Annotated in this window: 23 protein-coding genes; 15 read left to right on the top strand and 8 right to left on the bottom strand. The window is 59.9% G+C overall.

The window, feature by feature from the left end; all coding sequences use genetic code 11:
• Window positions 1-114 precede the first annotated feature (114 nt).
• From AS026_RS26330 to AS026_RS26345, 4 genes are read left to right on the top strand one after another with little or no spacing between them, the layout of a single operon-like run.
• Window positions 115-612, top strand: coding sequence for a MarR family winged helix-turn-helix transcriptional regulator (locus AS026_RS26330; RefSeq protein ID WP_018857215.1), 498 nt, complete (start codon window positions 115-117; stop codon window positions 610-612).
• Entirely contained in the window at window positions 613-1,314 is a 702-nt protein-coding gene (locus AS026_RS26335) for a response regulator (protein ID WP_018857216.1), read from the top strand.
• A 28-nt stretch (window positions 1,315-1,342) separates the two neighbouring features.
• Entirely contained in the window at window positions 1,343-2,722 is a 1,380-nt protein-coding gene (locus AS026_RS26340) for an ATP-binding protein (protein ID WP_025661723.1), read from the top strand.
• Between the two features lie 7 nt (window positions 2,723-2,729).
• Window positions 2,730-3,311 carry a DUF1349 domain-containing protein gene (locus tag AS026_RS26345; RefSeq protein WP_025661722.1) on the top strand — a complete coding sequence of 194 codons (582 nt, stop codon included), beginning with the start codon at window positions 2,730-2,732 and terminating at the stop codon, window positions 3,309-3,311.
• Here AS026_RS26345 and AS026_RS26350 read toward each other — a convergent pair whose 3' ends face one another.
• The 4 genes from AS026_RS26350 to AS026_RS26365 all read right to left on the bottom strand — a co-directional run bounded on the left by AS026_RS26350 (window position 3,312) and on the right by AS026_RS26365 (window position 5,637).
• Window positions 3,312-3,653 carry a tRNA-binding protein gene (locus AS026_RS26350; RefSeq protein ID WP_025661721.1) on the bottom strand — a complete coding sequence of 114 codons (342 nt, stop codon included), beginning with the start codon at window positions 3,651-3,653 and terminating at the stop codon, window positions 3,312-3,314.
• 11 nt (window positions 3,654-3,664) lie between these two features.
• Window positions 3,665-4,483 (bottom strand): pyrroline-5-carboxylate reductase, encoded by an 819-nt coding sequence (proC, locus tag AS026_RS26355; RefSeq protein ID WP_025661720.1) that lies wholly within the window; start codon window positions 4,481-4,483, stop codon window positions 3,665-3,667.
• Window positions 4,484-4,984 carry a type III secretion system chaperone family protein gene (locus AS026_RS26360; RefSeq protein WP_018857221.1) on the bottom strand — a complete coding sequence of 167 codons (501 nt, stop codon included), beginning with the start codon at window positions 4,982-4,984 and terminating at the stop codon, window positions 4,484-4,486.
• A gap of 392 nt (window positions 4,985-5,376) precedes the next feature.
• Entirely contained in the window at window positions 5,377-5,637 is a 261-nt protein-coding gene (locus AS026_RS26365; protein WP_007534115.1) for an accessory factor UbiK family protein, read from the bottom strand.
• 280 nt (window positions 5,638-5,917) lie between these two features.
• Here AS026_RS26365 and lgt point away from each other — a divergent pair, with 280 nt between their 5' ends.
• The 7 genes from lgt to AS026_RS40510 all read left to right on the top strand — a co-directional run bounded on the left by lgt (window position 5,918) and on the right by AS026_RS40510 (window position 12,622).
• A complete protein-coding gene (gene lgt / locus AS026_RS26370) occupies window positions 5,918-6,799 on the top strand; it encodes a prolipoprotein diacylglyceryl transferase (protein WP_062372831.1) in 882 nt (293 codons plus the stop codon).
• Window positions 6,800-6,824: 25 nt separating this feature from the next.
• Window positions 6,825-7,925, top strand: coding sequence for a class I SAM-dependent methyltransferase (locus AS026_RS26375; protein WP_062372836.1), 1,101 nt, complete (start codon window positions 6,825-6,827; stop codon window positions 7,923-7,925).
• Window positions 7,926-8,020: 95 nt separating this feature from the next.
• Window positions 8,021-8,815, top strand: coding sequence for a peptidoglycan editing factor PgeF (gene pgeF, locus AS026_RS26380; RefSeq protein ID WP_018857225.1), 795 nt, complete (start codon window positions 8,021-8,023; stop codon window positions 8,813-8,815).
• A 5-nt stretch (window positions 8,816-8,820) separates the two neighbouring features.
• Window positions 8,821-9,972 (top strand): M24 family metallopeptidase, encoded by a 1,152-nt coding sequence (locus AS026_RS26385; RefSeq protein WP_062372839.1) that lies wholly within the window; start codon window positions 8,821-8,823, stop codon window positions 9,970-9,972.
• Window positions 9,973-10,054: 82 nt separating this feature from the next.
• Complete coding sequence (locus AS026_RS26390) at window positions 10,055-10,885, top strand: hypothetical protein (protein WP_062372843.1); 831 nt, start codon at window positions 10,055-10,057, stop codon at window positions 10,883-10,885.
• A gap of 106 nt (window positions 10,886-10,991) precedes the next feature.
• On the top strand, window positions 10,992-11,924 hold the full coding sequence (locus AS026_RS26395; protein ID WP_018857228.1) for a ribose-phosphate pyrophosphokinase: 933 nt from the start codon (window positions 10,992-10,994) through the stop codon (window positions 11,922-11,924).
• Between the two features lie 98 nt (window positions 11,925-12,022).
• On the top strand, window positions 12,023-12,622 hold the full coding sequence (locus tag AS026_RS40510; protein WP_082728609.1) for a Kazal-type serine protease inhibitor domain-containing protein: 600 nt from the start codon (window positions 12,023-12,025) through the stop codon (window positions 12,620-12,622).
• 105 nt (window positions 12,623-12,727) lie between these two features.
• On the opposite strand, the gene AS026_RS26400 is transcribed toward AS026_RS40510, so the two are convergent.
• The 4 genes from AS026_RS26400 to AS026_RS26415 all read right to left on the bottom strand — a co-directional run bounded on the left by AS026_RS26400 (window position 12,728) and on the right by AS026_RS26415 (window position 20,483).
• Complete coding sequence (locus AS026_RS26400) at window positions 12,728-13,405, bottom strand: peroxiredoxin-like family protein (protein WP_018857229.1); 678 nt, start codon at window positions 13,403-13,405, stop codon at window positions 12,728-12,730.
• 87 nt (window positions 13,406-13,492) lie between these two features.
• Window positions 13,493-16,747, bottom strand: coding sequence for an adenylate/guanylate cyclase domain-containing protein (locus AS026_RS26405; RefSeq protein WP_062372846.1), 3,255 nt, complete (start codon window positions 16,745-16,747; stop codon window positions 13,493-13,495).
• 122 nt (window positions 16,748-16,869) lie between these two features.
• The gene (locus AS026_RS26410) at window positions 16,870-18,321 is read right to left on the bottom strand and encodes a hypothetical protein (RefSeq protein ID WP_062372849.1); all 1,452 of its coding nucleotides are present in this window, start codon (window positions 18,319-18,321) and stop codon (window positions 16,870-16,872) included.
• An 83-nt stretch (window positions 18,322-18,404) separates the two neighbouring features.
• Window positions 18,405-20,483: a putative bifunctional diguanylate cyclase/phosphodiesterase gene (locus AS026_RS26415; RefSeq protein WP_062372853.1), complete on the bottom strand. Its 2,079-nt coding sequence runs from the start codon at window positions 20,481-20,483 to the stop codon at window positions 18,405-18,407.
• 337 nt (window positions 20,484-20,820) lie between these two features.
• On the opposite strand from AS026_RS26415, the gene AS026_RS26420 reads away from it, so the two are divergent.
• The 4 genes from AS026_RS26420 to pth all read left to right on the top strand — a co-directional run bounded on the left by AS026_RS26420 (window position 20,821) and on the right by pth (window position 25,531).
• The gene (locus AS026_RS26420) at window positions 20,821-21,435 is read left to right on the top strand and encodes a 50S ribosomal protein L25/general stress protein Ctc (RefSeq protein ID WP_018857233.1); all 615 of its coding nucleotides are present in this window, start codon (window positions 20,821-20,823) and stop codon (window positions 21,433-21,435) included.
• A 186-nt stretch (window positions 21,436-21,621) separates the two neighbouring features.
• Window positions 21,622-23,982: an EAL domain-containing protein gene (locus AS026_RS26425; protein WP_062372856.1), complete on the top strand. Its 2,361-nt coding sequence runs from the start codon at window positions 21,622-21,624 to the stop codon at window positions 23,980-23,982.
• Between the two features lie 22 nt (window positions 23,983-24,004).
• Window positions 24,005-24,724: a substrate-binding periplasmic protein gene (locus AS026_RS26430; RefSeq protein ID WP_018857235.1), complete on the top strand. Its 720-nt coding sequence runs from the start codon at window positions 24,005-24,007 to the stop codon at window positions 24,722-24,724.
• Window positions 24,725-24,814: 90 nt separating this feature from the next.
• Window positions 24,815-25,531 (top strand): aminoacyl-tRNA hydrolase, encoded by a 717-nt coding sequence (pth, locus tag AS026_RS26435; protein WP_018857236.1) that lies wholly within the window; start codon window positions 24,815-24,817, stop codon window positions 25,529-25,531.
• The last annotated feature ends 2 nt before the right edge of the window (window positions 25,532-25,533 follow it).

Here is a 25,533-nt window from a genome sequence, read left to right on the forward strand (position 1 = left end):
TTCCGGCTTCGCGACGCGTGGGGGAAGCAAGCAACGGCGCAAAGATACGTCAAATGCTGGCATATTTTTATCTGAGCTTCCCGCGAGGTGCGCAACAAGAAAGGAAATGCCAAATTGGCACGCCAGACGAGCCCAAAGGCGGGCAAGCCCGAACTGCTGAAAATGCCGATGGAAAACACAGAAACCATCGATTTTGAGATCATCGAGCTTCTGTTCTTCTCCTATCGTGACTTCGTTTCGGATCCTGACGCCATCCTGGCAGAGATCGGCTTCGGGCGCGCGCACCACCGTGTCGTTCACTTTGTTAACCGCAACCCGGGCATGACGGTTGCCGATCTGCTGGATACGTTGAAGATAACCAAGCAGAGTCTTGCAAGAGTGCTCAAACAACTCATTGATTCGGGGTATATTCGACAGATTGCGGGGCCTGAAGACAGGCGGCAGCGCAAGCTCTATCCTACCAAGATGGGGCGCGAGCTTGCTCTTGCTCTGGCGGAGCCGCAATCGCGCCGTATTGAGAGAGCATTCGACGGGGCTTCTCCGGAGGTACGGGAAGGCATAAAGGCCTTCCTCAGAGGTATGCGGAATAGACCAAACTCGAGAGCGGATTGAATGGCGACAAAGACAGTGATTTCGGACGACGCTGCGCACTTGCTTGTTGTGGATGACGACACGCGTATCCGCGCCCTGCTCAACCGCTATTTGACCGAGAACGGCTTCCGGGTGACCGTGGCCGCGGATGGCGCGGAAGCTCAACGCAAGCTTGCCGGCTTGGATTTCGACCTCATCATCATGGACGTCATGATGCCGGGTGAGTCCGGGATCGAAGTGACCAGGGGTCTGCGCACGATCAAGAACGTGCCAATCATCATGCTCACGGCGCTGGCGGAGTCAGGCAGCCGCATTGAGGGCCTCGAGGCAGGCGCCGACGATTATCTGGCCAAGCCCTTCGACCCACGAGAGCTCGTGCTGCGCGTCAACAACATCCTGCGCCGCAATGTCTCGAACGATGCGCCGAAAATCGAACAGGTGATGTTCGGACCATATACCTTCTCGCTCACACGCAAGGAGCTGAAGAAGGCGTCCGAAGTCGTCCGGCTGACGGATCGCGAGCAGGAAATCATGCTGCTGTTCGCCAAACGCGCCGGCGATACCATTCCGCGACACGAGCTTATCGGCAACGATGTCGATGTCGGTGAGCGCACCATCGATGTGCAGATCAATCGCCTGAGACGCAAGATCGAGGACGATCCCGCAAATCCGGTCTGGCTGCAGACGGTTCGTGGTATAGGATACCGATTGAGCATCGATTGACAGTCGCAACCCCAGGACCAGCGGCCAAATGGTGACATTCGACTCTCTTCGGCGCGACGACCGCTCGCCCGCCCGCGGCTGGCGGTGGATGCTGCGCAGATTTCGGCTCTATCTGCCGACGGGCCTGTACGTCCGCTCGCTGCTGATCATCATTATCCCCATGGTGCTCCTGCAGTCTGTTGTCGCCGCCGTATTCATGGAGCGCCACTGGCAGATGGTGACCCAACGCCTTTCAGCTGCCGTCACGCGCGACATAGCGGCCATCATCCAGATCATCGAGACTTATCCGCAAGATACGGACTTTAGCGAAGTCACCCGTATCGCACGCGATCAGATGAACTTGCAGATCTCGATCGAACCGGACGGCGATCTGCCATCGCCACGCACAAAGCCCTTCTTCTCCATCCTGGACGGTATCCTGAGCGACGAGATCAGCGATCAGATCAAGCGCCCCTTCTGGATCGACACGCTCGGCGACTCCAGCCTCGTCGAGATCCGCATCAAGCTCGAAGACAAGATCCTTCGCGTATTGGCACGGCGTAGCTCGACCTATGCCTCCAACACTCACATCTTCATTGTGTGGATGGTTGGCGCCTCGCTGGTCCTGATTGGCATATCGATCCTCTTCCTGCGCGGGCAGATCCGCCCGATCCTAGCGCTGGCCAACGCCGCCGAAAACTTCGGCAAGGGACAGAAGGCCGACAACTTCCACCCGCGTGGGGCAGATGAGGTTCGTCGTGCGGGCCTTGCCTTCATTCTGATGCGCGAGCGCATCGAGCGACAGATCGAGCAACGCACGGCGATGCTGACCGGAGTGAGCCACGATCTGCGCACGATCCTGACCCGCTTCAAGCTGCAGCTGGCACTGGCCGGCGAAAATCCGGAGCTTCACGGCCTGAACGACGACGTCAACGATATGCAGTCGATGCTCGAGGCCTACATGGCGTTTGCCCGAAGCGAGGTCGAAGAGGACGTTGGCGACCTGAAGCTCAGCGAGCTCTTCGCACGAGTGGCGGCAGACTTCGAACTTCACGACGGCAAGAGGCTTACATACTCGATCGACGGAGACGACGAGATCTTGGTGCGTCCGAACGCCTTCACGCGCCTTGTGACCAACCTCGCCTCAAATGCCCGCCGCTACGCCAACACGCTCGACATCAACGCCAGGCACAGCGCCAAGTGGCTGACGATCACCTTTGACGATGACGGCCCGGGGATTCCAGAAAGGAACCGCGAGGACGTCTTCAAGCCGTTCTTCCGGCTCGACGAAGCCCGAAATCTCGATGCCTCGGGCACCGGCCTGGGCCTCGCAATCGCGCGCGACATCGCACGAAGCCACGGCGGCAACGTCACGCTTGGCGACAGCCCTCTGGGTGGCCTTCGGGCGACCGTCCGCCTGCCCGCGTGAGGAAAAGATGACGATGGACACGAGCTCAATGACATGGCTGAACCCGCCGCCTCGCTTCGAGATGCGCGGCGGGGATTTGCATGTCTGGTCGGGACCCAAGACCGATTTCTGGCAGGGGACCTATTACGGCTTCCACCGCGACGACGGACATTTCCTGCACCGGTCGCGACAAGGCGACTTCACCGCCGAGGTTTCCTTCTCGGGACGCTACCAGGAACTCTACGATCAGGCTGGCCTCATGGTACGGGCTGATGCCACGCATTGGATGAAATGCGGGATCGAATATACCGATGGCGCCATGCATTTCAGCGTCGTCGTGACCAACGGCAATTCTGATTGGTCAGCCTTTCGGCTCGACCACACATTCGAGCGCATGGGCGTGCGGGTGACACGCAATGGCGATGCGCTGTTCATTCAATACAGAACGGACCGCATGGAAGATTGGCGCATGGCACGCCTTGCGTGGATCGATCCGGCGTATGCAGAGGTTGCCGTCGGGCCGGTATTCTGCTCGCCGCAACGCGCCGGCTTCGAAGCCGTATTCCACGATTTCTCGCTGACCGATCCGCTGTCGCGCGAGATCCACTGATCACATCAGCTTCTTGCCGTTCGGTACGGGCTTGTCGGTTCTTGCAAGAACGATCGCTCCCGCCTCATCCTCGAAGCCCAAGGTCAGGACTTCCGAGCGGACCGGGCCGATCTGCCGTGGCGGAAAGTTCACCACGCCGAGAACCTGCCGACCGACAAGGCTCTCGGGCGTATAGTGAACCGTAATCTGGGCCGACGACTTCTTGAGACCGATCTCTGGCCCGAAGTCGATCAGCAGCTTGAAGGCCGGCTTTCGCGCCTCCGGAAACGGACTTGCCTCGACGATCGTACCGACACGAATGTCGACACGCTCGAAGTCGGCATAGGTGATTTCGTCAGCCATACAGGTTGTCCTTAGCCGGCAAGCTCTTCGGCGCGCTTGCGCGCTGCCGCGAGGGCCTTGTCGAAAAGAGGCTGCATCGCGTCCTCGGCCATCAGGACCGAAAGCGCGGCGGCGGTCGTGCCGCCCGGCGATGTCACGTTCTGCCGCAGCCGCGAGGCGTCGTCGGGGGACTGGTGCAAAAGCTCACCAGCCCCCGCGACCGTTTCCCGTGCAAGACGCATGGCAAGGTCCGCCTGCAAGCCAAGTTTACGGCCTGCCTCTGCCATACACTCGACGAGATAAAACACATAAGCCGGTCCGCTTCCCGACAGCGCCGTAACGGCATCGATGTCGGCTTCGGTTGGAACCCATTCTACCGGACCGGATACACGCAAGAGAGAATGGACGTGCTCACGCTGCGCATCGGTGACGCGGGCATTGGCAAACGCACCCGTAACACCACGACCGACCATGGCCGGGGTGTTCGGCATAGCGCGCACCATCGCAGCCTCACCGAGATGCTTTTCAAGAAACAACAGCGTCTTTCCGGCGGCGACCGACACAACGACGGTTTCTGATCCCACCGTTCCCTTGACCGGAGGCAGCACGGCATCCATCACCTGTGGCTTGACCGCCAGAAAGAGAACGCCTGCCGTCAGCCCGGCATGAGCCGAGGTAACGTGCGTTACGCCGGCATCGTTGATTGTTTTCATCATCTGCTCGGACGGACCGGGATCGATGACGACGATGGAAGAACCGGCCACTCCGCTCTTCAGCCAGCCAGAGAGCATTGCGCCCCCCATATTGCCGGCACCGATAAGAACGATAGGACCTGAAGATGCGGATGACATTTACGCCTCGCCGACGGTTTCGAAGAGAACCGCTTCCATGGCGCGGTTCGCCTCCATGCCCGACCAGATCACGAACTGGAACGCTTGATAGTACGCCTCACAGGTATCGAGCGCACTAGCGAGCAAAACCTCGACCTGTCGATTGGTCGGCTCCGCACCGCCGGCAAGCAGCAGCGACTGACGGAAGATGATGACATCTTCCTGGCGCCAAAGATCGAAGTGTCCCATCAGGACCTGGCCGTTGATCGCGGCCAAGAGCTTGGTGACCTCGTTAACGCGCTGTTCGGGAACCTTGACGTCGAAGGCGCAGCCAAGGTGCAGCGCCTCGAACTCTTCCATCCAGGAAAAGGAAACGTGGTAGTCGGCCCACTTCCCTTCAACCGTCATCGCAATTTCGTCGTCACCCGACCGCTCGAAAGACCAGTCGTTATTGGCGGCGACGTACTCGATCATGTCGACCGGGTTCGACTGACGCTCGACTTCCAATTCCATGAGGCTCATGCAGCACCTTCTTGACCGGAGTGAATGCGAACCAACTTCGTCAACGAGACACAAGGAGAACACACGCAACAGCCGGAACCACCAACCGTGATGACCGTTGAACCACTACCAGACTTAACGCAGTCAAACCTGCCTGGAGCTTACCAACCGCTTCGAATCATCATTTAAAATCAGTGTATAACGGGCTCGGCGACACGCCAGCCCCTGAAGGCCGTTTTAGGGAACGGCACTGTGGAAAGCTTTTCGGGTTTAGATTCAGAAGGAGGGTTTAAATGACTCTGCCCATTGATCTTTTTGGCAGTGTCCACAGGTGGATAACCGCACCTGGTTTTTAGGCCGCAGCCGCGGTGTGTCTCATAAAGGTCACACCACGGCCTGTCTCACAACGGGAATTACTTGCCCTTGGCCGCAAGCTTCTCTTCAAGGGCGGCGATCCGCGCAAGCAGCGCATCATTTTCATCGCGCGCCTTGATCGCCATTTCGCGTACGACCTCGAATTCCTCGCGCTTCACGATGTCGAGCGTATTGAGCCAGCGCTCCGCCTGCGCATTGAAGGCTGTCTCGATTTCCTTGCGCACACCCTGGGCAGCGCCGGCCGCATCCGTCATCAGCTTGGCGAACTCGTCCATGATGCGGTTTGCTCCAGTCGTCATGGCGATTTTCTCCCTTTGCTATAGACCAGTTAGGGCCACTTCGGCCCCTCAAGAATGAGGTAGGGCTTCGCCGCGGAGGATGCAAGCGGTTTGCTCTGGATAAGCCAGCCGGCGGCCTCTGATCGCCAACAATCGACTTGACCGCTCTTGATCGCAGCGCCATCTTCCGCCCACATCAAGCTCGGCGCGCCTTCAGAAAGTCGCAAAGGACGCCTTGAACTGAACCGCGTCAGACGCCCGATTCCATATTCCGGGCTTTGCGCCACCGAATGGGACAACCTTGCCGACAGCAGCCAACTACGTGGCGATCATGCCGTTCCCCGAGATCGACCCGATCGCCTTTTCGCTCGGCCCCCTCTCAATTCACTGGTACGGACTTGCCTATGTCGCCGGCATCATGCTCGGCTGGTACTACGCGCGTCAGATCGCCGGGAACAACAAGCTGTGGCCGGGCGACGTGTCCCCGATCACCAAGGTGCAACTGGACGATTTCATCATCTGGGTCGCGCTCGGCATCGTCCTCGGCGGCCGCATCGGCTACATCCTCTTCTACGACATGCCTGCTGTCATCGAGAGCCCGATCCGGGCGATACAGATATGGAATGGCGGCATGTCCTTCCACGGCGGCCTGACGGGCACCACCATCGCGATGATCGTCTTCGCGCGGCGCAACAGCATACCGATCTGGAGCCTGTTCGATATTGTCGCAGCAGTCGTCCCGATCGGCCTGTTCTGCGGCCGCGTCGCCAACTTCATCAATGGTGAGCTTTGGGGGCGCTTGACCGATGTGCCTTGGGGCATGGTTTTCTGTAACCAATATATCGAGCGGGCCGACGGTTACTGCCCCGGCGGCGACTTTGTTCGCCACCCCAGCCAGCTCTACGAGGCAGGTCTGGAGGGCATCGTGCTCCTCCTGGTTCTCGCCATGCTGATCTACGGCTTCCGCGCACTGAAGACCCCTGGCTTCGTCACCGGCGTTTTCGTCTGCGGCTACGCGCTTTCCCGCATTTTCGTCGAATTCTTCCGCGAACCGGATGCCCAGCTGGGCTACCTGCTGGGCACCAATTGGCTCACCATGGGCATGCTGCTTTCCACGCCGATGGTATTGCTGGGAATCTGGGCCATGCTTCGCGCTCGCCGTCAGGCTGCCCTGCAGCACTGATCGCAGCCGGACAGGAGGGGCATTCATGAGCACCGCGCTCGGTGAGAAGATCAAGGCTATCATTCAGGCGAACGGCCCGATCAGCGTCACGGACTTTTTTTCGCTGTGCCTCGCCGACCCCGAACATGGCTACTACAGGACCCGCGAGCCTTTTGGCCGCACAGGTGACTTCGTGACTGCACCCGAGGTAAGCCAGCTTTTTGGCGAGATGATCGGCGTCTTCATCGTCCATGCCTGGCAGCGACACGGGACGCCCAAAGGTGTCCGTCTCATCGAAATCGGTCCCGGTCGCGGCACGATGATGTCGGATATGCTGCGCGTCATTTCCCGTATCGCGCCGCCGCTTTTCGGAGACATGACCGTGCACCTCGTCGAGACAAGCGAGCGGCTGCGCGACATCCAGCAGGAGACGCTGGTGTCCCACGGCGACAAGGTCAGCTGGCATCAGGGCTTCGATGAAGTCCCGCCGGGATTCTCGCTTGTCGCGGCAAATGAGTTGTTCGATGCGATTCCGATCCGTCAGTTCGTGCGGACGCCGGCGGGCTTCCGCGAGCGGATGGTGGGCGTCGACGCAGCAGGCGAACTGACATTCGGCGCCGGCGTGGCCGGGATCGATTCAAGCCTCCTCCCCTGGCCGGAAGAGGACGTACTCCCGGGAACAATCTTCGAAGTCTCGCCGGCGCGCCAGTCGGTGATGCTATCGATCTGCGATCGCCTGAAAGAACATGGCGGGACGCTTGTCGCCATTGACTATGGGCACGTTGTGAGTGGCTACGGCGACACGCTGCAGGCGGTGCGCATGCATGAGTATGATCCGCCGCTGGCGCATCCCGGTGAAGCGGACCTGACGAGCCACGTCGATTTCCAGGCATTGGCACAGACCGCCACTGCGGCCGGGGTCCACGTCAACGGCATGCTTCACCAGGGCGATTTTCTCGTCGGCCTCGGCATTCTCGATCGCGCTGCCGCGCTTGGCCGGGATCGAGCACCACATACGCAGCAAATCATCCAGACCGCAGTCGACCGACTGGCCGGCGAAGGTGAAGGGCGTATGGGCGAACTCTTCAAGGTGCTGGCGGTCTCGCACCCGACGGTGGATTTGATGCCCTTCCGTTCGGTGGATTGACAGCGCGAGCGCCGCTGGGCCAACATCCGCGGCAATCGACCAGGCATTGCCATCCAGTAAGGCGCACAAGCATTCAAGCAATTTTGGAAGTTCTAATGACGCAAGCAGCATCTCCGGCACCGATCCAAAGCGCGCTGCTGAAAGAGGCAACCGGTGACGCAATTCTCCATGGCTACTTCACCCGGCAAGGCGGCGTTTCGGACGGCATTTATCGCGGCCTGAATGTCGGCCTCGGCTCGCACGATGAGCGCGAGAAGGTTCAGGAGAATCGCCGCCGCGTGGCTAGCTGGTTTGAATTGCCTGTCGAGCGTCTCGCTACTGTGCACCAGGTACACTCTCCCGATGTGGTCGTCGTCGACAGGAACTATAACGGCTCCCGCCCCTCAGCGGATGCGTTGGTAACGGCAACTCCGGGCATAGCGCTCGGGGTGCTGGCTGCCGATTGTGGGCCAATCCTCTTCGCCGATTCGGAAAACGGTGTCATTGGCGCCGCTCATGCAGGTTGGAAGGGTGCCCTTACCGGTGTTTTGGAAAACACGATCGACACGATGGTCCAGCTTGGCGCGAAGCGCGAAGCCATCGTTGCCTGCCTCGGCCCATCGATCAGCCAGGCGAGCTACGAGGTTGGGCCGGAATTTGTGGAACGCTTTGTCGCTCAGGATCCATCTTACGAGCGCTATTTCGTGCCATCAGGAAAGCCTGAACACGCGATGTTCGACCTCCCTGCCCTGACGATCGACCGGCTGCGAGCCGCCGGCATCCGCGCAGAAAGCCTTGGGCTCTGCACCTATCCCGATGCCGAGCGTTTCTTCTCGTACCGCCGGACCACACATAACAAAGAGCCGGACTACGGTCGGCAGATTTCTGCAATCGCAATCAGGGAGATTTGAGCGGTATGGCCTTGCACTTCGACCGACCCGAATTCGCCGTCCGCCTCGCGCGTCTGACAGACAAGATGCGCGAAGAGAAGCTGGATGCCCTGCTGCTGTTTGCCCAGGAAAGCATGTACTGGCTGACCGGCTACGACACCTTCGGCTACTGCTTCTTCCAAACGCTTGTCGTCAAGGCCGACGGGACGATGGCGCTGATCACGCGCTCTGCCGACCTGCGTCAGGCGAAACACACCTCCATTCTGGAAAACGTGCAAGTCTGGGTCGACCGCGTAAATGCCGATCCGACCGTCGACCTTCGGAACCTGCTGGTCGAGATGGATCTGCTCGGAGCCAGGATCGGCGTCGAATACGACACCCATGGCATGACGGGCCGCGTAGCCCGGATGCTCGACGCGCAGTTGACGTCCTTCGGCCAGATCGTCGACGCGTCCTATCTCGTCAGCCGCCTGAGACTGATCAAGAGCCCAGCCGAAGTCGCCTATGTTGAACGCGCTGCTGTATTGGCCGACGATGCGCTTGATGCGGCACTCGCGCTGACCAATCCCGGCGCAGACGAAGCGGATATTCTGGCCGCGATGCAGGGCGCCGTTTTTGCCGGTGGTGGCGACTATTCCGCGAACGAATTCATCATCGGCTCTGCCGAGGACGCCCTGCTTTGCCGCTACAAGGCCGGCCGCCGCAAGCTCGATACCAACGACCAGTTGACGCTCGAATGGGCAGGCGCCTACGCGCACTACCATGCGGGAATGATGCGTACCGTCGTCATCGGCGAACCGAGCTATCGCCATCGCGAACTCTACAACGCCTGCTTCGAAACCATCCAGGCAATCGAAACGGTATTGAGGCCGGGCCGCAGCTTCGGCGACGTCTTCGATATGCATGCGAAAATCATGGACGAGCGCGGCCTGTCGCGCCATCGCCTCAATGCCTGCGGCTACTCGCTGGGCGCCCGTTTCTCGCCATCCTGGATGGAGCATCAGATGTTCCATGTCGGTAATCCGCAAGCAATCGAACCGAACATGTCGCTCTTCGTGCACATGATCATCATGGATTCCGACACGGGAACTGCGATGACCCTCGGGCAGACTTATCTCACGACGGACAACACACCCCGCGCGCTTTCCCGCCACTCTCTGGATTTCATCAACGTCTGAGACAAGAATCCGGAATTGACACAGACCGGCACCGGCCTTCATAAAGTGCATGGGGCCGGCACTGGGAAGGATGTAACGAGGGATGACGCGAGTCGCGACTGCGCCAGTGCTCCTTGCCTGCTTTGCCCTAACCGCCTGCAACACCACCGACGCCTTGGTCCCGCTGGTCGACATCGGCGATTCCTCACCAAACATGCGCTCATCGCCGGTAACGCAGGGCGACGTGGAACGCATGGCAGGAACCCAGCCCCGCCAGCAGGCCTTTGCCGCCCAGCAGCGGTCGAACGGATATCATCCCGCCTACAGCCAGGCGAGCTATCGTCAAGGTTCAGGCGCACCGCCTACCACGATGGAAGCCCAGGCGATGGCCTTGGAAAGCGATATGCGCTCGCCGGCATCCTCCGTGCCAATCAAGGCGCAGACCCTGCCGGAGCCAATATCCAACGCCCAGGCCGAGGAAGAAGACATGGTGGAAGCGCCCGCTCGCGAACCGCCTAGACAGCAAACCCAGACTGCCATGCTGAATACGAGTTCGTCCTCGGCAGGTGAGACGACCGTCCGCTTCCTTCCGATCATCGGGGCACCGGTTCAGGCGGTTACACCGCTTTCGCGCCAACTCGGAGCGGAGGCCCGCTCGCACGGCCTTTCCATCAAGAGCTCGAACGACAGCTCAAGCGCCTACATTCTGAAGGGATACCTCTCCGCCTTTTCCGACAGCGGCAAGGTCACCGTGGTCTATGTCTGGGATATTCTCGATGGCAGCGGCGCGCGCCTGCACCGCATCCAGGGACAGGAAAGCGTACCCTCGGAGGCGCAGGATCCCTGGGCCGGCGTTCCCGCCTCGGTTATGCAGCAAATCGCCTCGAAAACCATCACCGACTTCTCAACGTGGCGCGATGCTCGCGGCGGTTAAGCCACAAGGTTTTTAGAAATATGAGCGCAGATGACGCCTTAGCCCTTGCATTCAGGAGCAAGCTGGCTAAAAAGCGCGGCTATCAGCAGGAAATAGGCGGACCAAGATGAAGGTTTTCGCAGGCAATTCGAACCGGCATCTCGCCGAAGCGATCTGCAGCTATCTCAATGTGCCTTTGGGCAAAGCCAGCGTCAGAAGATTTGCCGATCAGGAAATCTTCGTGGAAATTCAGGAAAACGTTCGCGGTGAAGACGTGTTCGTCGTCCAGTCCACGTCTTTTCCGACGAACGACCATCTCATGGAACTGCTCATCATGATCGATGCGATGCGCCGCTCGTCCGCGCGCCGCATAACTGCGGTTCTTCCCTATTTCGGCTATGCCCGCCAGGATCGCCGTGCCTCGGGGCGCACGCCGATCTCCGCCAAGCTCGTCGCCAACCTCATAACGGAAGCCGGCGCCGATCGCGTGCTAACCCTCGATCTGCATGCAGGCCAGATCCAGGGCTTCTTCGATATTCCGACGGACAATCTCTACGCCATCCCGGTCCTGACCCGTGATATCAAGGCCAACTACGACATCAGCAACGTCATGGTGGTTTCGCCTGATGTCGGCGGCGTTGTTCGTGCCCGCGCGCTCGCCAAACGTCTCGACTGTCTCCTGGCGATCGTGGACAAGCGCCGCGACCGCCCGGGTGAATCCGAAGTCATGAACATCATCGGCGAAGTTGAAGGCAAGGACTGCCTGCTGATCGACGACATCGTCGATTCCGGCGGCACGCTCTGCAACGCAGCCGATGCGTTGCTTGCCAAAGGGGCGGCAAGCGTCACCGCCTATATTACCCACGGCGTTCTCTCGGGGGGCGCGGTCACCCGCATCACCTCGTCGAAGCTTCGCGAGCTCGTCATCACCGATTCGATCCAGCCGACGACGGCTGTCCAGTCAGCTCACAACATCCGCGTTGTGAGCACGGCGAGCTTGATCGGTGAAGCGATCAACCGCACCAGCCAGGAAGAGTCGGTTTCCAGCCTGTTCGACTGAAGCGTTTCAAAACTTTCAACACCGCAGACGTTTGATCTTCCCCGAAAATGCAACTTGAGCTAGGATTTGAAAAGAAATCTAGCTGCAGGGGAAGAGTCATGACGCTCGCCGGTTTCCTGTTGCCTCGGAAGATCGCCCTGTTTGGGCTCATTTCGCTTCTGTCTGCCTGCACTGCCGACGTAGGACCCAATTATTGGCGCCCGCCACCTCGCGCGCCCAGTCCGCAGATATGCACTCTGGAATACAATCCCGTCTGTGGCCAACGCGGCGGACGTGTCCAGACCTTCGCCAATGCATGCCAGGCGCGTGCCAATAACTTTACAATCATCAGCCGTGGCCAGTGCCGCCGGCCGCCTCCGATGACATCGCGTCCGACACCTCTTCCGTCGAGGCCGCAGGTGTGTACCATGGAGTACGCTCCGGTCTGCGGCCAACGCAGCGGACGTGTTCAGACCTTCTCTAACGCGTGCCAGGCTCAAGCAGCCAACTTTACGGTCATCAGCCGCGGCCAGTGCCGCCGCCAGCCCGGCATAACAGTGCGCCCGCAGCGTCCGCCACCGCCGCGGCCCGGTGGCATATGCACGCGTGAGTACCGCCCAGTCTGCGGCCAACGAGGTTCACAACTGCGCACCTTCTCGAATACCTGTGAAGCTAACAACAGCGGCTTCCGCATCATACGCCAGGGCGCATGCAGGTAATGAAGTGGCGACCCTGACAAGTCGGCTTCCGCTTATGCGGGAGCCGAACTCCGTTTTTCGAAACGAGTAAAAGCGCGACAAGCGGATCTGACTGACCGCAGTCGCTTAGGCAGCAATGTTTGACGCGGCCGACATGACCTCCTCGGGAGCCGGTACGCCAAACATACGTCGGCCATCGTCGGCCACCTCGGTAAAGCACCATCTGACGACGCCGTCGCGGTCAAGAAGGAACTCGCCGACCAGTTGGCCCTCACCCGTCGCAATCATCCGCTTGTCGTCGTCCGTGAACTCGTAACCATCGGCATTGTCGAGGTATTCAACAGCCGCCAGCGGGGCCATCGGCTCAGGCAGGTCAGGCATATCGACGCGCATCGACGTTAGCGTGTCGAGGCTAACCTTGTAGGGCCACGCTGTTTCCGATTGCGTGAACTCGATGTTGGGAAGCCCGAAGGCGCGATGCGATACCCTGTCGGGATCGGAGGCCGCCAGCAGATTGGGCAAGGGATGATACCGGAAATAGAGGCGTGCCCGATCGATAGGCGTATTGACCACCGTCAGACTTTCGATTCCCTTTTGCTGGAGGTCGCCCGCCAGGCTCGCCATCGCGGCGATTTGCCGCCTGCAGAATGGACAGTGGAGCCCGCGAAACAGGCCGACCAAAACCGGCTTCTGTCCTCGGAAGTCATCGATCGATATCTTGCCCTGACGCGTGATCGCATCGAGAATGACGTTCGGCGCGCGGTCACCGGGCTGCAGCGGTCTCTCGCTTTGATTTTCGGGCATGGCACCCTCCTTCATTTGCGCGTCGGCGAGCAAGCCGAGCAGAAGAAAAAATAGCGAAAACTCAGCACCTTACCTGCCGGCATTGATTCAATCCAGGAAGGGCAGCACGACCAGCGCGTCGGGATCCAGCCCATGCCTGACGCAAACATCCTGCGCGAGCGAAAAGTAGCGCTCCGCCTCGGCCATATCGTCCTTTTCCAGGTTCAACGTCGCAAGCCCATCATAGCATGGAAAGAGAAGCTGTGGCTCGCCGATTTCACGCGCGAGCTGAAGCGCTTCCTCGTAGTAGTTCCGAGCCAAGTCTGGTTCCCCGTGACACTGATGGATCTGTCCGAGCACGATGAGGGGCACCGCCAGGTGATCGCGCTGATCCAGCGCCCGGTCGATCTCGATCGCTCTTTCAGCCGCCGGCACTCCCTCCTTGGCACAGTTGTCGGTGAAGGTGCAGCAGGCGACCGCGAGGTTGGCGAAAAGCCGGGCTTGAAAACCGAGGTCGGAGATGCGCTTGGCAACATCGAGGCCCTGGCGACACACATCGATGGCACGCCGCGGATCGACGATCGTATAGAGAACGCCGAGATTGGAATAGGCGCGACAGGCCGCGCCGAGAAGCCCCGCCGTTTCGGCAACCTCCAGACTTCGCTCGACTTCGCGCACCGCCTCGCGGTGCCGCCCCAGCCGCGCCAGCGCCACCCCCTTTGTATTCAGCGCCTCCGCTCGCACCTGCGCAGCCTCCGAGGCCACGGAGCCTTCCCCATCCAATGTTGCAGTGTTGAGGCAGGACAGTGCATCATCGGCCCAACGCGCGGCTGCGTTCTGATCGCCCTTGCGGAAGGCCAGATGCCCACGCTCCTGAAGCAGATGGGCAAGTTCGATGGGTGCATTGCTCTCGCCCAACAGCGAGGCGGCCTGCGCATAGTCGGCGTCCGCAAGATCACTTCTGCCCGCAGCAAGATTGAGGCGGCCGAGCTTGCGCAGGATCCGCGCCGCACCCGGCTGATCACCAGCTTCCTTTAAGGTCGTCAGTGCGCGGCCATAGTGTTCGCGGGCCGTCTCCCGCTCTCCCGCCGGCCCGCAGAGATCAGCGAACCGTTCATAGAGAGCAAGCAACTCCGAACCGGCTTGCGGGTTATCCGAAATTGCCGCAAGCGCCTCGCGGTAGAGGCGCATCGCATCGTCGTTTGCGTAGGTCTTGCGGGCCAAATCGCCCGCGGCCATGACGTATCGGACGCCCTTGCTCACCTCGTCGGCCCGGCAGTAGTGACGGCCGAGTTGTGCGATATCCTCGAGTCGAGCGGGTATGCCGTAATGTATTCTCTCGATCGCGGCCCCGATACGGGCATGCAGCTCCTTGCGGCGCTGTAGCAAGAGATTGCCATAGATGGCATCGTGCAATAGCTGCTGCGGGAAGCAATAAGAGATCGCCTTTGCAGAAGCAGCACCAGGCGTTTCCTCAACGACCTCGGCCTCGCAGAGATAATCCAGCCCACGCTCGACACGCTCTGCATCCGATGCGACGGCGCGAAGCAATGCCAGATCGAAGCGTGGACCTATAACGGCAGCTTCCTGCGCCAAACGCTTGACGTCGGGAGGCAGGCGGTCGACGCGCGCCAGCAGCATCGCCTGCAGGCTCATCGGCACCTCGGTTCCCATTTCGCCACCCGCCATGCGCCAGCATCCGTTCTCGAAATGAAGTGCCTCGGTCTCGATCAGCGCCCGTACGATCTCCTCGATAAACAGCGGATTGCCGCCCGCTCGCGCGAGAATTCGTGAGCGCGTCTTCGCAGGCACGGAACTGTCCACGCCAAACAATTGCGTCAGCAGAGCCTCGCCATCCTTACTCGAAAGCGGCGCGAGCCGCATGACGGTGCGGTTGATCCGGCTTGACTCCAGGCCTTCGCCCTCGGCAACCGACCGTCCTGTCGTCAGCATCATCAGGCGCGTACGTTCGAGCCGGTCCAGGACGAAGCGTAGCGCCTCGATCGAAGCGGCATCCGCCCAATGGAGATCCTCCACCACCAGCAGCAGTGGGCTTAGCGACAGCCGCCGTTCAAAGATCGTACGCGTGGCGTAAAAGATCTGCCGCCGCAACTGCTCTGGCTCGACATACCGCAGTGCTCCATCCGGATCGCCGAGGCCAAAGACATGAGAAAGGAGCGGCGTCAGACCCGCGACCTCGCTCTCGCTAAAACCAAGGTCGACCAATCCCGCTGCCAGCAGTTCGGCCGTCCGGGCTGCGGTTTCCCGCTCAGCTATCCCGTAGGCGCTGCGCAGAACCGATGCTAGCGTCCCATAGGATTGCTCTCCGAGGGGTGAGCAGACGGCACGCCGTACCACCACCTGCCTGAACCGCTCGGCTTCGGCGACGTTCTGCAGAAACTCCTTGACCAATCTTGACTTGCCGATGCCAGCCTCACCGACGAGCTGGACGAGTTGCGCATTGCCGCCACTGGCGCGATCCAGGCAATTGGACATCCGCGACAGTTCCGAGTCACGCCCGATGAGTTCGGCGTGCAGGCCTAGGTTTTCCAAACCGCGCGCGGCGTGAGGCGTCTCCATCCGTCCGAGGAGACGATGTACCTGTACATTTCCCGTCTTCCCGCGAAGGGCAAGCGAACCGAGATTGTCGAACGCGAACGCGTGCCGCGTCAGACGGTAGGTTACCGGGCCTACCAGTATCTCGCCTGGACCCGCCATCGTTTGCAGTCGTTGGGCCGTATTCACTGTATCGCCGGTCACCGAGTAGGATCGCGCAGCCGCCGCTCCGAAACCACCGCTGACCACCGGCCCTGTGTTGATGCCGACATGCAGCTGCAGCGGATCTCCACCGGCCAGATCCAGCCATTTGGCGCCAAGGCGGTCAGCACCCGCAATCATGTCGAGTGCTGCGCAAAGGGCACGATCGGGATCGTCCTCATGTGCTGTCGGGGCCCCGAACAGCGCAAGCAACGCGTCACCGACAAACTTGTCAACATAGCCGCCATAAGCCTCCACGGCCCGCGTCAACTCCTCGAACAGTTCGTTCTGCAGCGAGCGCATCAGTTCCGGGTCAGTTCTCTCGCTGAGCGCAGTAAAGCCGCAGAGATCGGCAAACAGAACGGTCAGCGGACGCCGGTCGGCGGCATCGTCAGGCATCGATGTAGGCGGGACTCGCGGCGGCGGTTCGGCAGGAACTGCACGACCTTCGGCCGGGCCAAGAGGTGTTCCACATTTTGGGCAAAACGCAAAATCGGGCTGGCATGTCTCGCCACAGGAGGCGCAGACGATCGGTTGTCTTGCGCCGCACTTCGGGCAGAACGCAAAACTACTTTCGATCGCAAAACCACAGGCGGCACAATTCATCGGCCTGCCTCTCTGAGCGCACCGGCCTCACCTAGAGAGCCGACACTGGCAACACAGCATGGACCTGCCGGGGGCGCCCCGCAAGGCCCCTCGCCTTGAGCTGCAAGGCTAACGTAGCAGGCTCAATCCGCGCCCTTGATGACCTGGCCGTTGATCGTGACGGAGCCGTTTTGCGCGACGCTGATATCCCAGCGTTGGCGCCCGTCGGGATCAGTCTTCGCAAAGCCCTTGGCCATCATCAGGCCGAACGACACCTGATTGAGCTCGGCGTTGGTCTTCGCAAGCTCCTGAACGGCGGCGATCGTCTTGTCGAGATCACGCGCCAGAACCGTCGCTTCCATGGAATAATCCTTGGAAGTATCGACCCGTCCGCGGACCTTTGCGGAAATCTCGGCATCGTAAACGCTCGAGACCGCGCTGATCTTCGGGAACTCCATGACCAATTCGCCGCCCTTGAAGAGCCGCTCGACCGCCTTCTTGCCGCTGTCTTCTGACGATGCGCCGCTGAAATCGACCTTGAGAAACTCATCGCCGAACGCCGCAAAATCCATGTTGGGTATCGCCAACTGCAGCTGCAATTGCCGGGGCACGAAGTCTGAATAGGCCGCAGGAACGATCGCGCTCGCGAAACTTATTTGATCCGCCGTCACACCCACTCCAAAGCGCGTCGCGTCGGTCGCGCCGTCGAGTGCAACCTCATAATTGAGGTTCTTGGCGCCACCGTTACCCGCGGCACTCGACACTGTGAGATTGTTGAAGTCGATCGTTTCGTTGAAGCTCGTCAGCAACGGAAACGCGTCACGAAGCATTTCCTTCAACTTCTCGCCGTCCGCCACAGCAAGTTTCTTCTCGTCGGCGTGGTCGGCCACGAACATGATGATGTCGCGAACCTTGTTCACGGGCAGGCCGTTCACCGCCGCTGCGAAATCGATTGTGTCAGCGCGGATTTCGACCGGAGGCACTTCGCGACTGCTGATCTTCTCTAGGAATCCCGCGGCCGAGCCGCTGGTGGCAAAATTCGTCGTGCCGGCCGCAGCACCCTCCGACGACGTCAGTTTGTATTTCATGCTATCAAAGCCGGCGCTTACTTCCTCGGCTTCGGTCTTGGATGAGAAATTCACGGCCTTCGTAGAGAAGTCGCCCGAGCGGAGATAGCCGATCGCCGGGTCGAAAACGCCACTGAAAATGAAGGTCTCGATGATGTAGGCAAATTCCGTCTTTGGCTGTCCCGACGCCTTGAAGCTGCCAGACACATTGAGGGAATTGTTCCCCTCCACGCTCCACAGACCGGTATCCAATCGCGTTGCGAACATCGACCAGGGCGTCAAGCCGGTGACTGTAAAGCTGCCCGGATCGATGCTCTTCAGAAGCTTCGCAAAATCATAGATGATCTCGTAGCGTGTCCCAGCCGGATTGACGGTCACGAAACCGTCTTTCGCCACTCTCTTCGGCAGCAGTCTCGTCAGGCTTTCTTGAACCTGCTTGGCCCCAGCCTGGTTGATGTCAGCGGCATAGGCCGCAGATGCCAAGGCGAGCGCGATCGTACTCGTTGCCGCAATAAGATTGAGCCGCATATCCGAACTCCTCCGCCGCTTGTGTTTTGCGAGCATGTGAGGTTTCCGCGCGGCGGATGTCAAGCCGTGTTGCAGTGCGGTGGTCAGGCCGCCGCATCGGCCCTCGAAGCAACGACCTGGCGATCTGTCGCGCCTGTTCCATCGCCATTGACGAGGGCCTCGATGTCTGGACGTGGCATCGGCTTTCCGAAGAGGAAGCCCTGCACCTGAAGGCAACCTTCGCGGCGAAGGAAATCGACGTGCTCTTCGCGTTCTACGCCTTCGGCGAGAACCGGAATATCAAGGCTCTGTGCAAGAATGAGCGTTGAGCGAACGATCGCTGCCGACTGCTTGTTGGTGACGACGCCATCGACAAAAGCACGGTCGATCTTGATCTTGTCGAACGGGAAGCTCTGAAGCGTGGAGAGAGACGAATAGCCGGTGCCGTAGTCGTCCATTGCCACCTTGACGCCGAGCTCCTTCAGCCGGCGGATGGCGTTCAACGCGTGCCCGTGGTCGGCAATGATGCCGGTCTCCGTAATCTCGAGTTCGAGGCGTGGCGGCACCAGACCCGTTTCGGCGAGAATCTGCTGTACAATCTGCGGCAGGCGGCTGTCTGCGAGCTGTTGGGCCGCGACATTAACCGCTATGCTCAAGGGGTTCTTCCAGCTGGCCGCTTCCACGCAGGCGTTACGCAACACCCATTCGCCGAGCTCCATGATGAAACCCGTTTTCTCGGCGATCGGGATGAATTCGACCGGCGAGATGTAGCCGCGCGTCGGGTGTTTCCAGCGCAGCAACACCTCGAAACCCAACACCGCACGTGTCATGGTATCGTTCTGCTGCTGATAAAAGAGTTCGAATTCGCCCCTCTTCAGCCCTTCGCGCATCTCGATCGCCAGCGCACTTCGTTCCCGCGCTGCTTCGTCCATCGAGGGATCGTAAAAGCAGATACTGCTCCCTGCCGTCGTCTTGGCACGATACATGGCAACGTCAGCCTGCGAAAGCAGGTCATCGACGGTGCGCGCCTTATCCGGAAAGCTGGAGATGCCGATGCTGGACCCGACGCTAAGCGACTGGCCGTTCCACTCGACCGGTCGCTCGATCTCGTCGAGCAGGCGCTGCGCAACACTTCTGGCCTCGGAGCGGCCAACGTGATCGCGCATGACGACCACAAATTCATCGCCGCCGATCCGGGCCACGAACTGTCCCTTTTGCATGACCTTCACCAGCCGCTCGCCGATCGCCCGCAGCACGGCGTCGCCAGCCGCGTGACCATGCACATCGTTGATCTCCTTGAAACGATCGAGGTCGAAGCAGAGAGCGGCGACATTCCAGCCGATTTCATGGGTCCGTTTGGTCACGGTGGCGAGATGTTCGTTCAGCGCCGCGCGGTTTGCGAGGTTCGTCAGTGGATCGTGAAGCGAGAGATGACGATAGCGAGCGACGGCCGCTTCCGTCGACTGCATGTCGATAATGTAGGTGGATGCTCCGAGGAGCAGGATGATGACCATGACGGTACCGACCAAGCTGGTCATCACGCCCACCGAGAGAATTTCGCGAGGAACTGCGACCGTCACATCCGGGACGATCGTCATGCCCGCCATGCCGAGGAAATGCGTGGAAACGATCGCAAGGATCAGCGGCAAGGCCGCCCCAACCGGGCTGAAGCGTGCCGTCGGCCGCACAACCCGGCGCGCCATGAGCGCGCCAAAACCGGCCGCCGCAATCAGCGAGGTAACGACATAGGCAGTATTCCATTGGACCTCGCCGGCCACCTTGTAGCCGGCAATACCGACGTAATGCATCGCTGCGACACCAAGGCCGACGATTGCGCCCCCGGCCTCGACAAGCGCGTCCTGGCTTCGCATCGAGGCGACCGAAAAGCCGATCATGGCGGAGGCGATGCCGATGAAAAGCGACAGCAGCGTCAGATCCGACTCATAACCGCTGAGCGTCGGCGCGCGGAAGCCAAGCATGGCGATGAAATGGGTCGTCCAAATTGTCGCGCCGCCGACGAACCCTGACAGGAACAGCCAATTGAATTTCTGGAACCCATGGGTGCGCCGAACCCGCGAAAAAAGCCGTACCGTGAGTAGCGAGCCAAGCAGGCAGATCACGGTTGCAAAGATCAGGTGCGGCCAGCTGTGTTCGGCTGCAATGCAGGTAAGGAGACGTGGCATCGGAGAGACCAGGTTGCGTTTTGGCCTTCATAACCGCGCCGACATTTTGTATTACTTAATCTCTGGGGGAAATCCGGCCGTATAGTTAAGCCTTCGCGATCCGCTTCAACTTCTGCAACCGTTGCCTGGTGCCACTCGCCAAGTGCTTGTCCCGCACCATGATCCGCGCCACCAGTAAGGCACCAGCTTGCGTTTCCGTCACATCTATACTATAGCGCACGCGTCCGCGCAGACACCCTTGGAGGCAACGCGGATGAGGATGGGGTAACCCGCCTCCAGTTCCGCGGCAAGCATAGGCCTCCGCGGGGCTCTCCAAATAACCTCGGAAGGAAAAGTCATGAGCCACGAAAGCTACGAGCTCAAGGCCGAGGCGCGCGAACGGGTTGGTAAGGGGTCCGCCCGTGAACTTCGCCGCAACGGTTTGATTCCCGCTGTCATCTATGGTGACAAGCAGGCCCCCATTTCTATCGCTCTCAACACCAATGAGGTGACGAAGCGCATTCATGCCGGTGGTTTCATGACCACGATCGCGACCATCGAGGTCGACGGCAAGAAGTACAAGGTTCTGCCGAAGGACTACCAGCTGGATCCCGTCCGTGACTTCACGATGCACGTGGACTTCCTGCGCGTTTCCGGCAACACCCAGGTCACGGTTGAAATCCCGGTTCACTTCATCAACGAAGAGAAGTCCCAGGGTCTCAAGGCTGGCGGCGTCCTGAACATCGTTCGTCACGAAATCGAAGTTCACTGCCCGGCTGATGCGATCCCGGAATTCTTCAACGTTGACCTGAACGGCAAGAAGATCGGCGACAGCATCCACATTTCCGACCTTACCCTGCCGAAGGGTGTAACGCCGACCATTTCCGATCGCGACTTCACGATTGCGACGGTCATCGCCCCGGCTGGCGGCGTTGACGAAACGGTTGCAGAAGAAGGCGAAGCAGAAGCCTGATCGCTTCCATAATTTGTAAAGCATAGGGCCCGCTTTCTCTCGAAGGCGGGCCCTTTTCATTGGTTGCAAGGAGCCTGTTTCAGCAACATTTAATACATTTCATGGAAGCATGCCGGTACGTTTTTGAAAGACCCACGGGCGTCGAAAACCGTGAATGCAAAGTGCGGCTGGGAGCAAAACGGAACAATGCACAATTCCGTTGAAAATCGTTTTTTGGCAATCATTTGCGGAGCTTTGCTGCTCTTCGTTGCTCCACTGTTCGTCCTTTTTCTTTTTCTTTCTTCCGAGCGCGCAGACAAGGAAATACGCGACCACATCTCGGTTCTTCTTGTCGCCAATTCTCAGGCCCTCGCCAAGCCGCTCTGGGACCTTGATGATGACAGCGTGACGCAGATCAGCGCGACGATCGTTTCGCAGGGCGCGATCGTCAAGGTCCAGGTTCGCGACCAGTCCGGCCAGCTGGACGTCACGCAGTCGACCATACCGAAGTCGTTCAACGGCAACCTCGTCCAGGTGTCGCGCGCGATCATATACAACACGATCGACGGCCCGAAGAACCTGGGCACGATCTCCGTGTTCTATCCAGCGCTCGGTCTCTTCTCCGGCCTCAAGCACGAAGAGATCGTCTTCATGTCGATCTTCATCTTCGCGGTGCTGGCCGTCTTCAGCGCCGCCTTGATCGGCAATCGAATCTTCATCATCCGGCCACTGATGCGCCTGACGGCAGCCGTCGAGGCAACCCGCCAGCTGGGCTCGCGTCATCACGTCAACTGGCAATCGAACGACGAGATGGGACGTCTCGCCAGCGGCTTCAATGAGATGCAGTCGAAGCTCGAAAGCGAGGAGCGCGAATTGAAGCTCGCACATCGCCGTGCCGTCGACATTTACGACCTGACGCCGGCGATGCTGTTCTCGCTCGACGAGGATGACCGCATAACCGCGGTCAGCGACTATTGGCTCGTCGCGACCGGCTATGAGCGGCCGCAGGTGGTCGGCCGCAGGTTTGCAGACCTCGTTACACCAGATACGCGTGAGGCCTTCCTCGGGCGCAAGAATGACCTCGATGGCGGCGCCGCATTCGACGTGACGGTCAAGTTCATATGCGCCAGCGGCAGCATCATGGATGTGCTCATCCTCGAATCGACAGCAGCCACCGCGGGTCATGACCGGCTCTCGCTGTCGGTAATGACCGATGTCACCGAGCTGAAAGCTTCCGAGGCACGCAATCACGAGCAAGCAATCCGCGACCATCTGACCGGCCTGCTGAACCGTCAGGGTTTCGAGTCCGTGCTCGATACCAAAATTCAGCAGGCGGACGCGCTCGGTCAGGAACTTGCCTGCCTGTTCGTCGACCTCGACCGTTTCAAATGGATCAACGACAATCTCGGCCATGCCGAGGGTGACAGGGCTCTTCGGGAGTTTGTAGACCGATTGAGGATGCATCTGGCGCCATCGGACCAGGCGGCACGCCTGGGCGGCGACGAATTCGCAATCCTTCTGCCGGCAAAAGATGCCGCGCGGCGGGCGGGCGCGATGGCCGATCAGATTGCCTCCATCTTTGTCGAGCCGTTCGGTCCGGACCTGCACTTGAGCGCCAGCGTCGGCATTGCCATCTACCCGCGTCATGCCGCGAACGCTGCCGAGCTGTTGCAGAAGTCTGACATGGCCATGTACGCGAAGAAGCGCGACGGCAAGAACGGTGCGCAGCTCTTCGACAACCGCATGATGGACCACACTAGGGCTCGCGCCGAAATCGAGACCTACATCGAGGCAGGCCTCGCGGAGGATTGGTTCGACGCCTATTTGCAGCCGATTGTCAGCCTCAACGGCCGCGGAGTCGCCGGTTTTGAGGCGCTGATGCGCCTGAACCATCCGCAAAAGGGTTTGATGGCGCCGGCCGAGATCATCAATGTCGCGGAGGAGACGGGCAAGATCATTCGCGTCGGAAATGTCATTATGGAGAAGGCGATCGCCCACCTTGCAGCCATTTCCAGGCTGCCGGGCATGCAGGACAGCTATCTCGCCATCAACTTCTCTCCTTTGCAGTTCGAAGCCGCCCTGCCCGCGCGCCTTGCCGCATTGCTTGGCCGCCATGGCATCCTCCCGCAGCGCATCGTCGTCGAAATCACGGAGGCAGTGTTGATGCATAACAATCCGCTGATCCGCACTATCGTTACCGAGATGCGCCGCTTCGGCTGCCGGATTGCCCTCGACGACTTCGGCACGGGCTATTCGTCGCTGAGCTATCTCAATCGCTTCCCGGTCGACATCATCAAGATCGACCAGTCGTTCACCCGGTCAATAAACGACGCCAACGACGACGTTCGCCAGAAGAGCCGCACGCTGGTGGAGAGCATCACGACGCTGTCCCACAGGATGGGCTGCACCGTTATCGCCGAGGGTATCGAGACCGAGGACGAATGCCACACGCTGCGCGATATGGGCCTCGACTTCGGTCAGGGATACCTATTCCATCGTCCGCAGCATGCCGCCGCTCTGATCGAGCGCCTGTCAGCGTCGGGCCAGCTCATCGCACGAGCTTCGTGAACCGGGGAAGAAGAGCAACACGATGAAGAGACTGCTGCTTTCTATTCTGTTGAGCCTCGGTGCCTCGACACATGCCATTGCCGCCGGCGTCACACTCGCCACGGAGGAATACCCTCCCTTCAGCTACCGCGACGGAAAGACCGTAAAAGGCGCGTCGGTCGAGCAGGTCGAAAAAGTGATGAAGGACGCCGGGATCGACTACACGATCGAGATGATGCCTTGGGCCAGGGCCTACAATCTTGCCCAGACCACCCCTATGAGCTGCGTCTTTACGACCGCTCACAATGCGAAGCGCGACCCGATGTTCAAATGGGTCGAACCCTTGCTGGTCGATCGCAACATCCTCATCACCAGAACGGGCTCCGGCGTGGCAGCCAAGGATCTAGAGGAAGCCAAGAAGTATACGGTCGGTACCCAGCGCGAAGACTATACGGAGATGACACTGAAGGAGAGCGGCTTCACGAAGCTCGACGTCACCACTGACTTCAATTCGACGCTGCGCAAGCTGCTCAATGGCCGCATCGACATGATGCCTATCACCGAAATCTACTTCGAGAAGCTCAAGGCAGAACAACCCTTGGAGAAGGTCACGGTGCTTTCCACGCAACAAATGGGGATCGCCTGCGAAAAGGACTTCCCTGGCGACCTGCTGGCCAAGATGCAGGCGGCGCTGGACAAGCTGATTGCCGACGGCACGCAGAAGTCCATCTTCATCACGTATGGCCTGAGCCCCGCAGACTGATTTTTCAGCGTTTGCGGTCTCGCCGTCTTGACTTTGACGCCGTTTCGCGGTGGTGAACGCATAAAGCACATTGCAAGGAATGAACGAGCCATGCTTGTTATCGCGGGTCTCGGCAATCCCGGTGGCAAATACGCCGGAAACCGCCACAACATCGGCTTCATGGCCGTCGATGCCATCTACCGCCGCCATAGTTTTTCGCCCTGGTCGAAGAAGTTCAAGGCCGAGATCGCCGAAGGCGAAATTGCAGGCGAGAAGGTGCTGCTCATCAAGCCGCAGACCTATATGAACCTCTCGGGCGAAGCCGTCGGCGAGGCCATGCGCTTCTACAAGCTGCAGCCGGCCGACCTCGTCGCAATCTATGATGAACTCGACCTGCCGTCAGGCAAGGCACGCCTCAAGACGGGCGGCGGCCATGGCGGTCACAACGGCATCAAATCGCTCGACGCTCATTGTGGCAAGGAATATCGCCGCCTGCGGCTCGGCATCGGCCACCCTGGTGTCAAGGAATTGGTGCAGCATCACGTGCTCGGCGACTTCGCCAAGGCCGATCAGGCTTGGCTCGAGCCGTTGCTGGATGCACTTGCCGATAACGCCGACATGCTGGTTCGCAAGGAAGACTCCCAGCTGATGAACAAGCTGGCGCTTGCACTCGGCGGCAAGGCCGAAGAAGAAACGCCGAAGCCAGAGAAAAAGCCGGTGGCGAAGTCTCATATCCGCGCGGCCCGCAACAACAACCAGCCGAAGTTGCCCACAACAGGACCAATGGCCGAAATGCTGAAGAAGATGTTCGGCAACAAGGGTGATTGAGT

Origin of the sequence: Rhizobium altiplani (genome assembly GCF_001542405.1) — a bacterium.
Classification (GTDB): Bacteria; Pseudomonadota; Alphaproteobacteria; order Rhizobiales; family Rhizobiaceae; genus Rhizobium; species Rhizobium altiplani.

What these genes read in the sequence shown, in the direction of transcription:
- AS026_RS26335 (WP_018857216.1), top strand. Translation starts at nt 613, where the DNA reads ATGGCGACAAAGACAGTGATTTCGGACGACGCTGCGCACTTGCTTGTT.
- AS026_RS26340 (WP_025661723.1), top strand. Translation starts at nt 1,343, where the DNA reads ATGGTGACATTCGACTCTCTTCGGCGCGACGACCGCTCGCCCGCCCGC.
- AS026_RS26345 (WP_025661722.1), top strand. Translation starts at nt 2,730, where the DNA reads ATGACGATGGACACGAGCTCAATGACATGGCTGAACCCGCCGCCTCGC.
- AS026_RS26350 (WP_025661721.1), bottom strand. Translation starts at nt 3,653, where the DNA reads ATGGCTGACGAAATCACCTATGCCGACTTCGAGCGTGTCGACATTCGT.
- proC (WP_025661720.1), bottom strand. Translation starts at nt 4,483, where the DNA reads ATGTCATCCGCATCTTCAGGTCCTATCGTTCTTATCGGTGCCGGCAAT.
- AS026_RS26360 (WP_018857221.1), bottom strand. Translation starts at nt 4,984, where the DNA reads ATGAGCCTCATGGAATTGGAAGTCGAGCGTCAGTCGAACCCGGTCGAC.
- AS026_RS26365 (WP_007534115.1), bottom strand. Translation starts at nt 5,637, where the DNA reads ATGACGACTGGAGCAAACCGCATCATGGACGAGTTCGCCAAGCTGATG.
- AS026_RS26375 (WP_062372836.1), top strand. Translation starts at nt 6,825, where the DNA reads ATGAGCACCGCGCTCGGTGAGAAGATCAAGGCTATCATTCAGGCGAAC.
- pgeF (WP_018857225.1), top strand. Translation starts at nt 8,021, where the DNA reads ATGACGCAAGCAGCATCTCCGGCACCGATCCAAAGCGCGCTGCTGAAA.
- AS026_RS26385 (WP_062372839.1), top strand. Translation starts at nt 8,821, where the DNA reads ATGGCCTTGCACTTCGACCGACCCGAATTCGCCGTCCGCCTCGCGCGT.
- AS026_RS26390 (WP_062372843.1), top strand. Translation starts at nt 10,055, where the DNA reads ATGACGCGAGTCGCGACTGCGCCAGTGCTCCTTGCCTGCTTTGCCCTA.
- AS026_RS26395 (WP_018857228.1), top strand. Translation starts at nt 10,992, where the DNA reads ATGAAGGTTTTCGCAGGCAATTCGAACCGGCATCTCGCCGAAGCGATC.
- AS026_RS40510 (WP_082728609.1), top strand. Translation starts at nt 12,023, where the DNA reads ATGACGCTCGCCGGTTTCCTGTTGCCTCGGAAGATCGCCCTGTTTGGG.
- AS026_RS26400 (WP_018857229.1), bottom strand. Translation starts at nt 13,405, where the DNA reads ATGCCCGAAAATCAAAGCGAGAGACCGCTGCAGCCCGGTGACCGCGCG.
- AS026_RS26405 (WP_062372846.1), bottom strand. Translation starts at nt 16,747, where the DNA reads ATGAATTGTGCCGCCTGTGGTTTTGCGATCGAAAGTAGTTTTGCGTTC.
- AS026_RS26410 (WP_062372849.1), bottom strand. Translation starts at nt 18,321, where the DNA reads ATGCGGCTCAATCTTATTGCGGCAACGAGTACGATCGCGCTCGCCTTG.
- AS026_RS26415 (WP_062372853.1), bottom strand. Translation starts at nt 20,483, where the DNA reads ATGCCACGTCTCCTTACCTGCATTGCAGCCGAACACAGCTGGCCGCAC.
- AS026_RS26420 (WP_018857233.1), top strand. Translation starts at nt 20,821, where the DNA reads ATGAGCCACGAAAGCTACGAGCTCAAGGCCGAGGCGCGCGAACGGGTT.
- AS026_RS26425 (WP_062372856.1), top strand. Translation starts at nt 21,622, where the DNA reads ATGCACAATTCCGTTGAAAATCGTTTTTTGGCAATCATTTGCGGAGCT.
- AS026_RS26430 (WP_018857235.1), top strand. Translation starts at nt 24,005, where the DNA reads ATGAAGAGACTGCTGCTTTCTATTCTGTTGAGCCTCGGTGCCTCGACA.
- pth (WP_018857236.1), top strand. Translation starts at nt 24,815, where the DNA reads ATGCTTGTTATCGCGGGTCTCGGCAATCCCGGTGGCAAATACGCCGGA.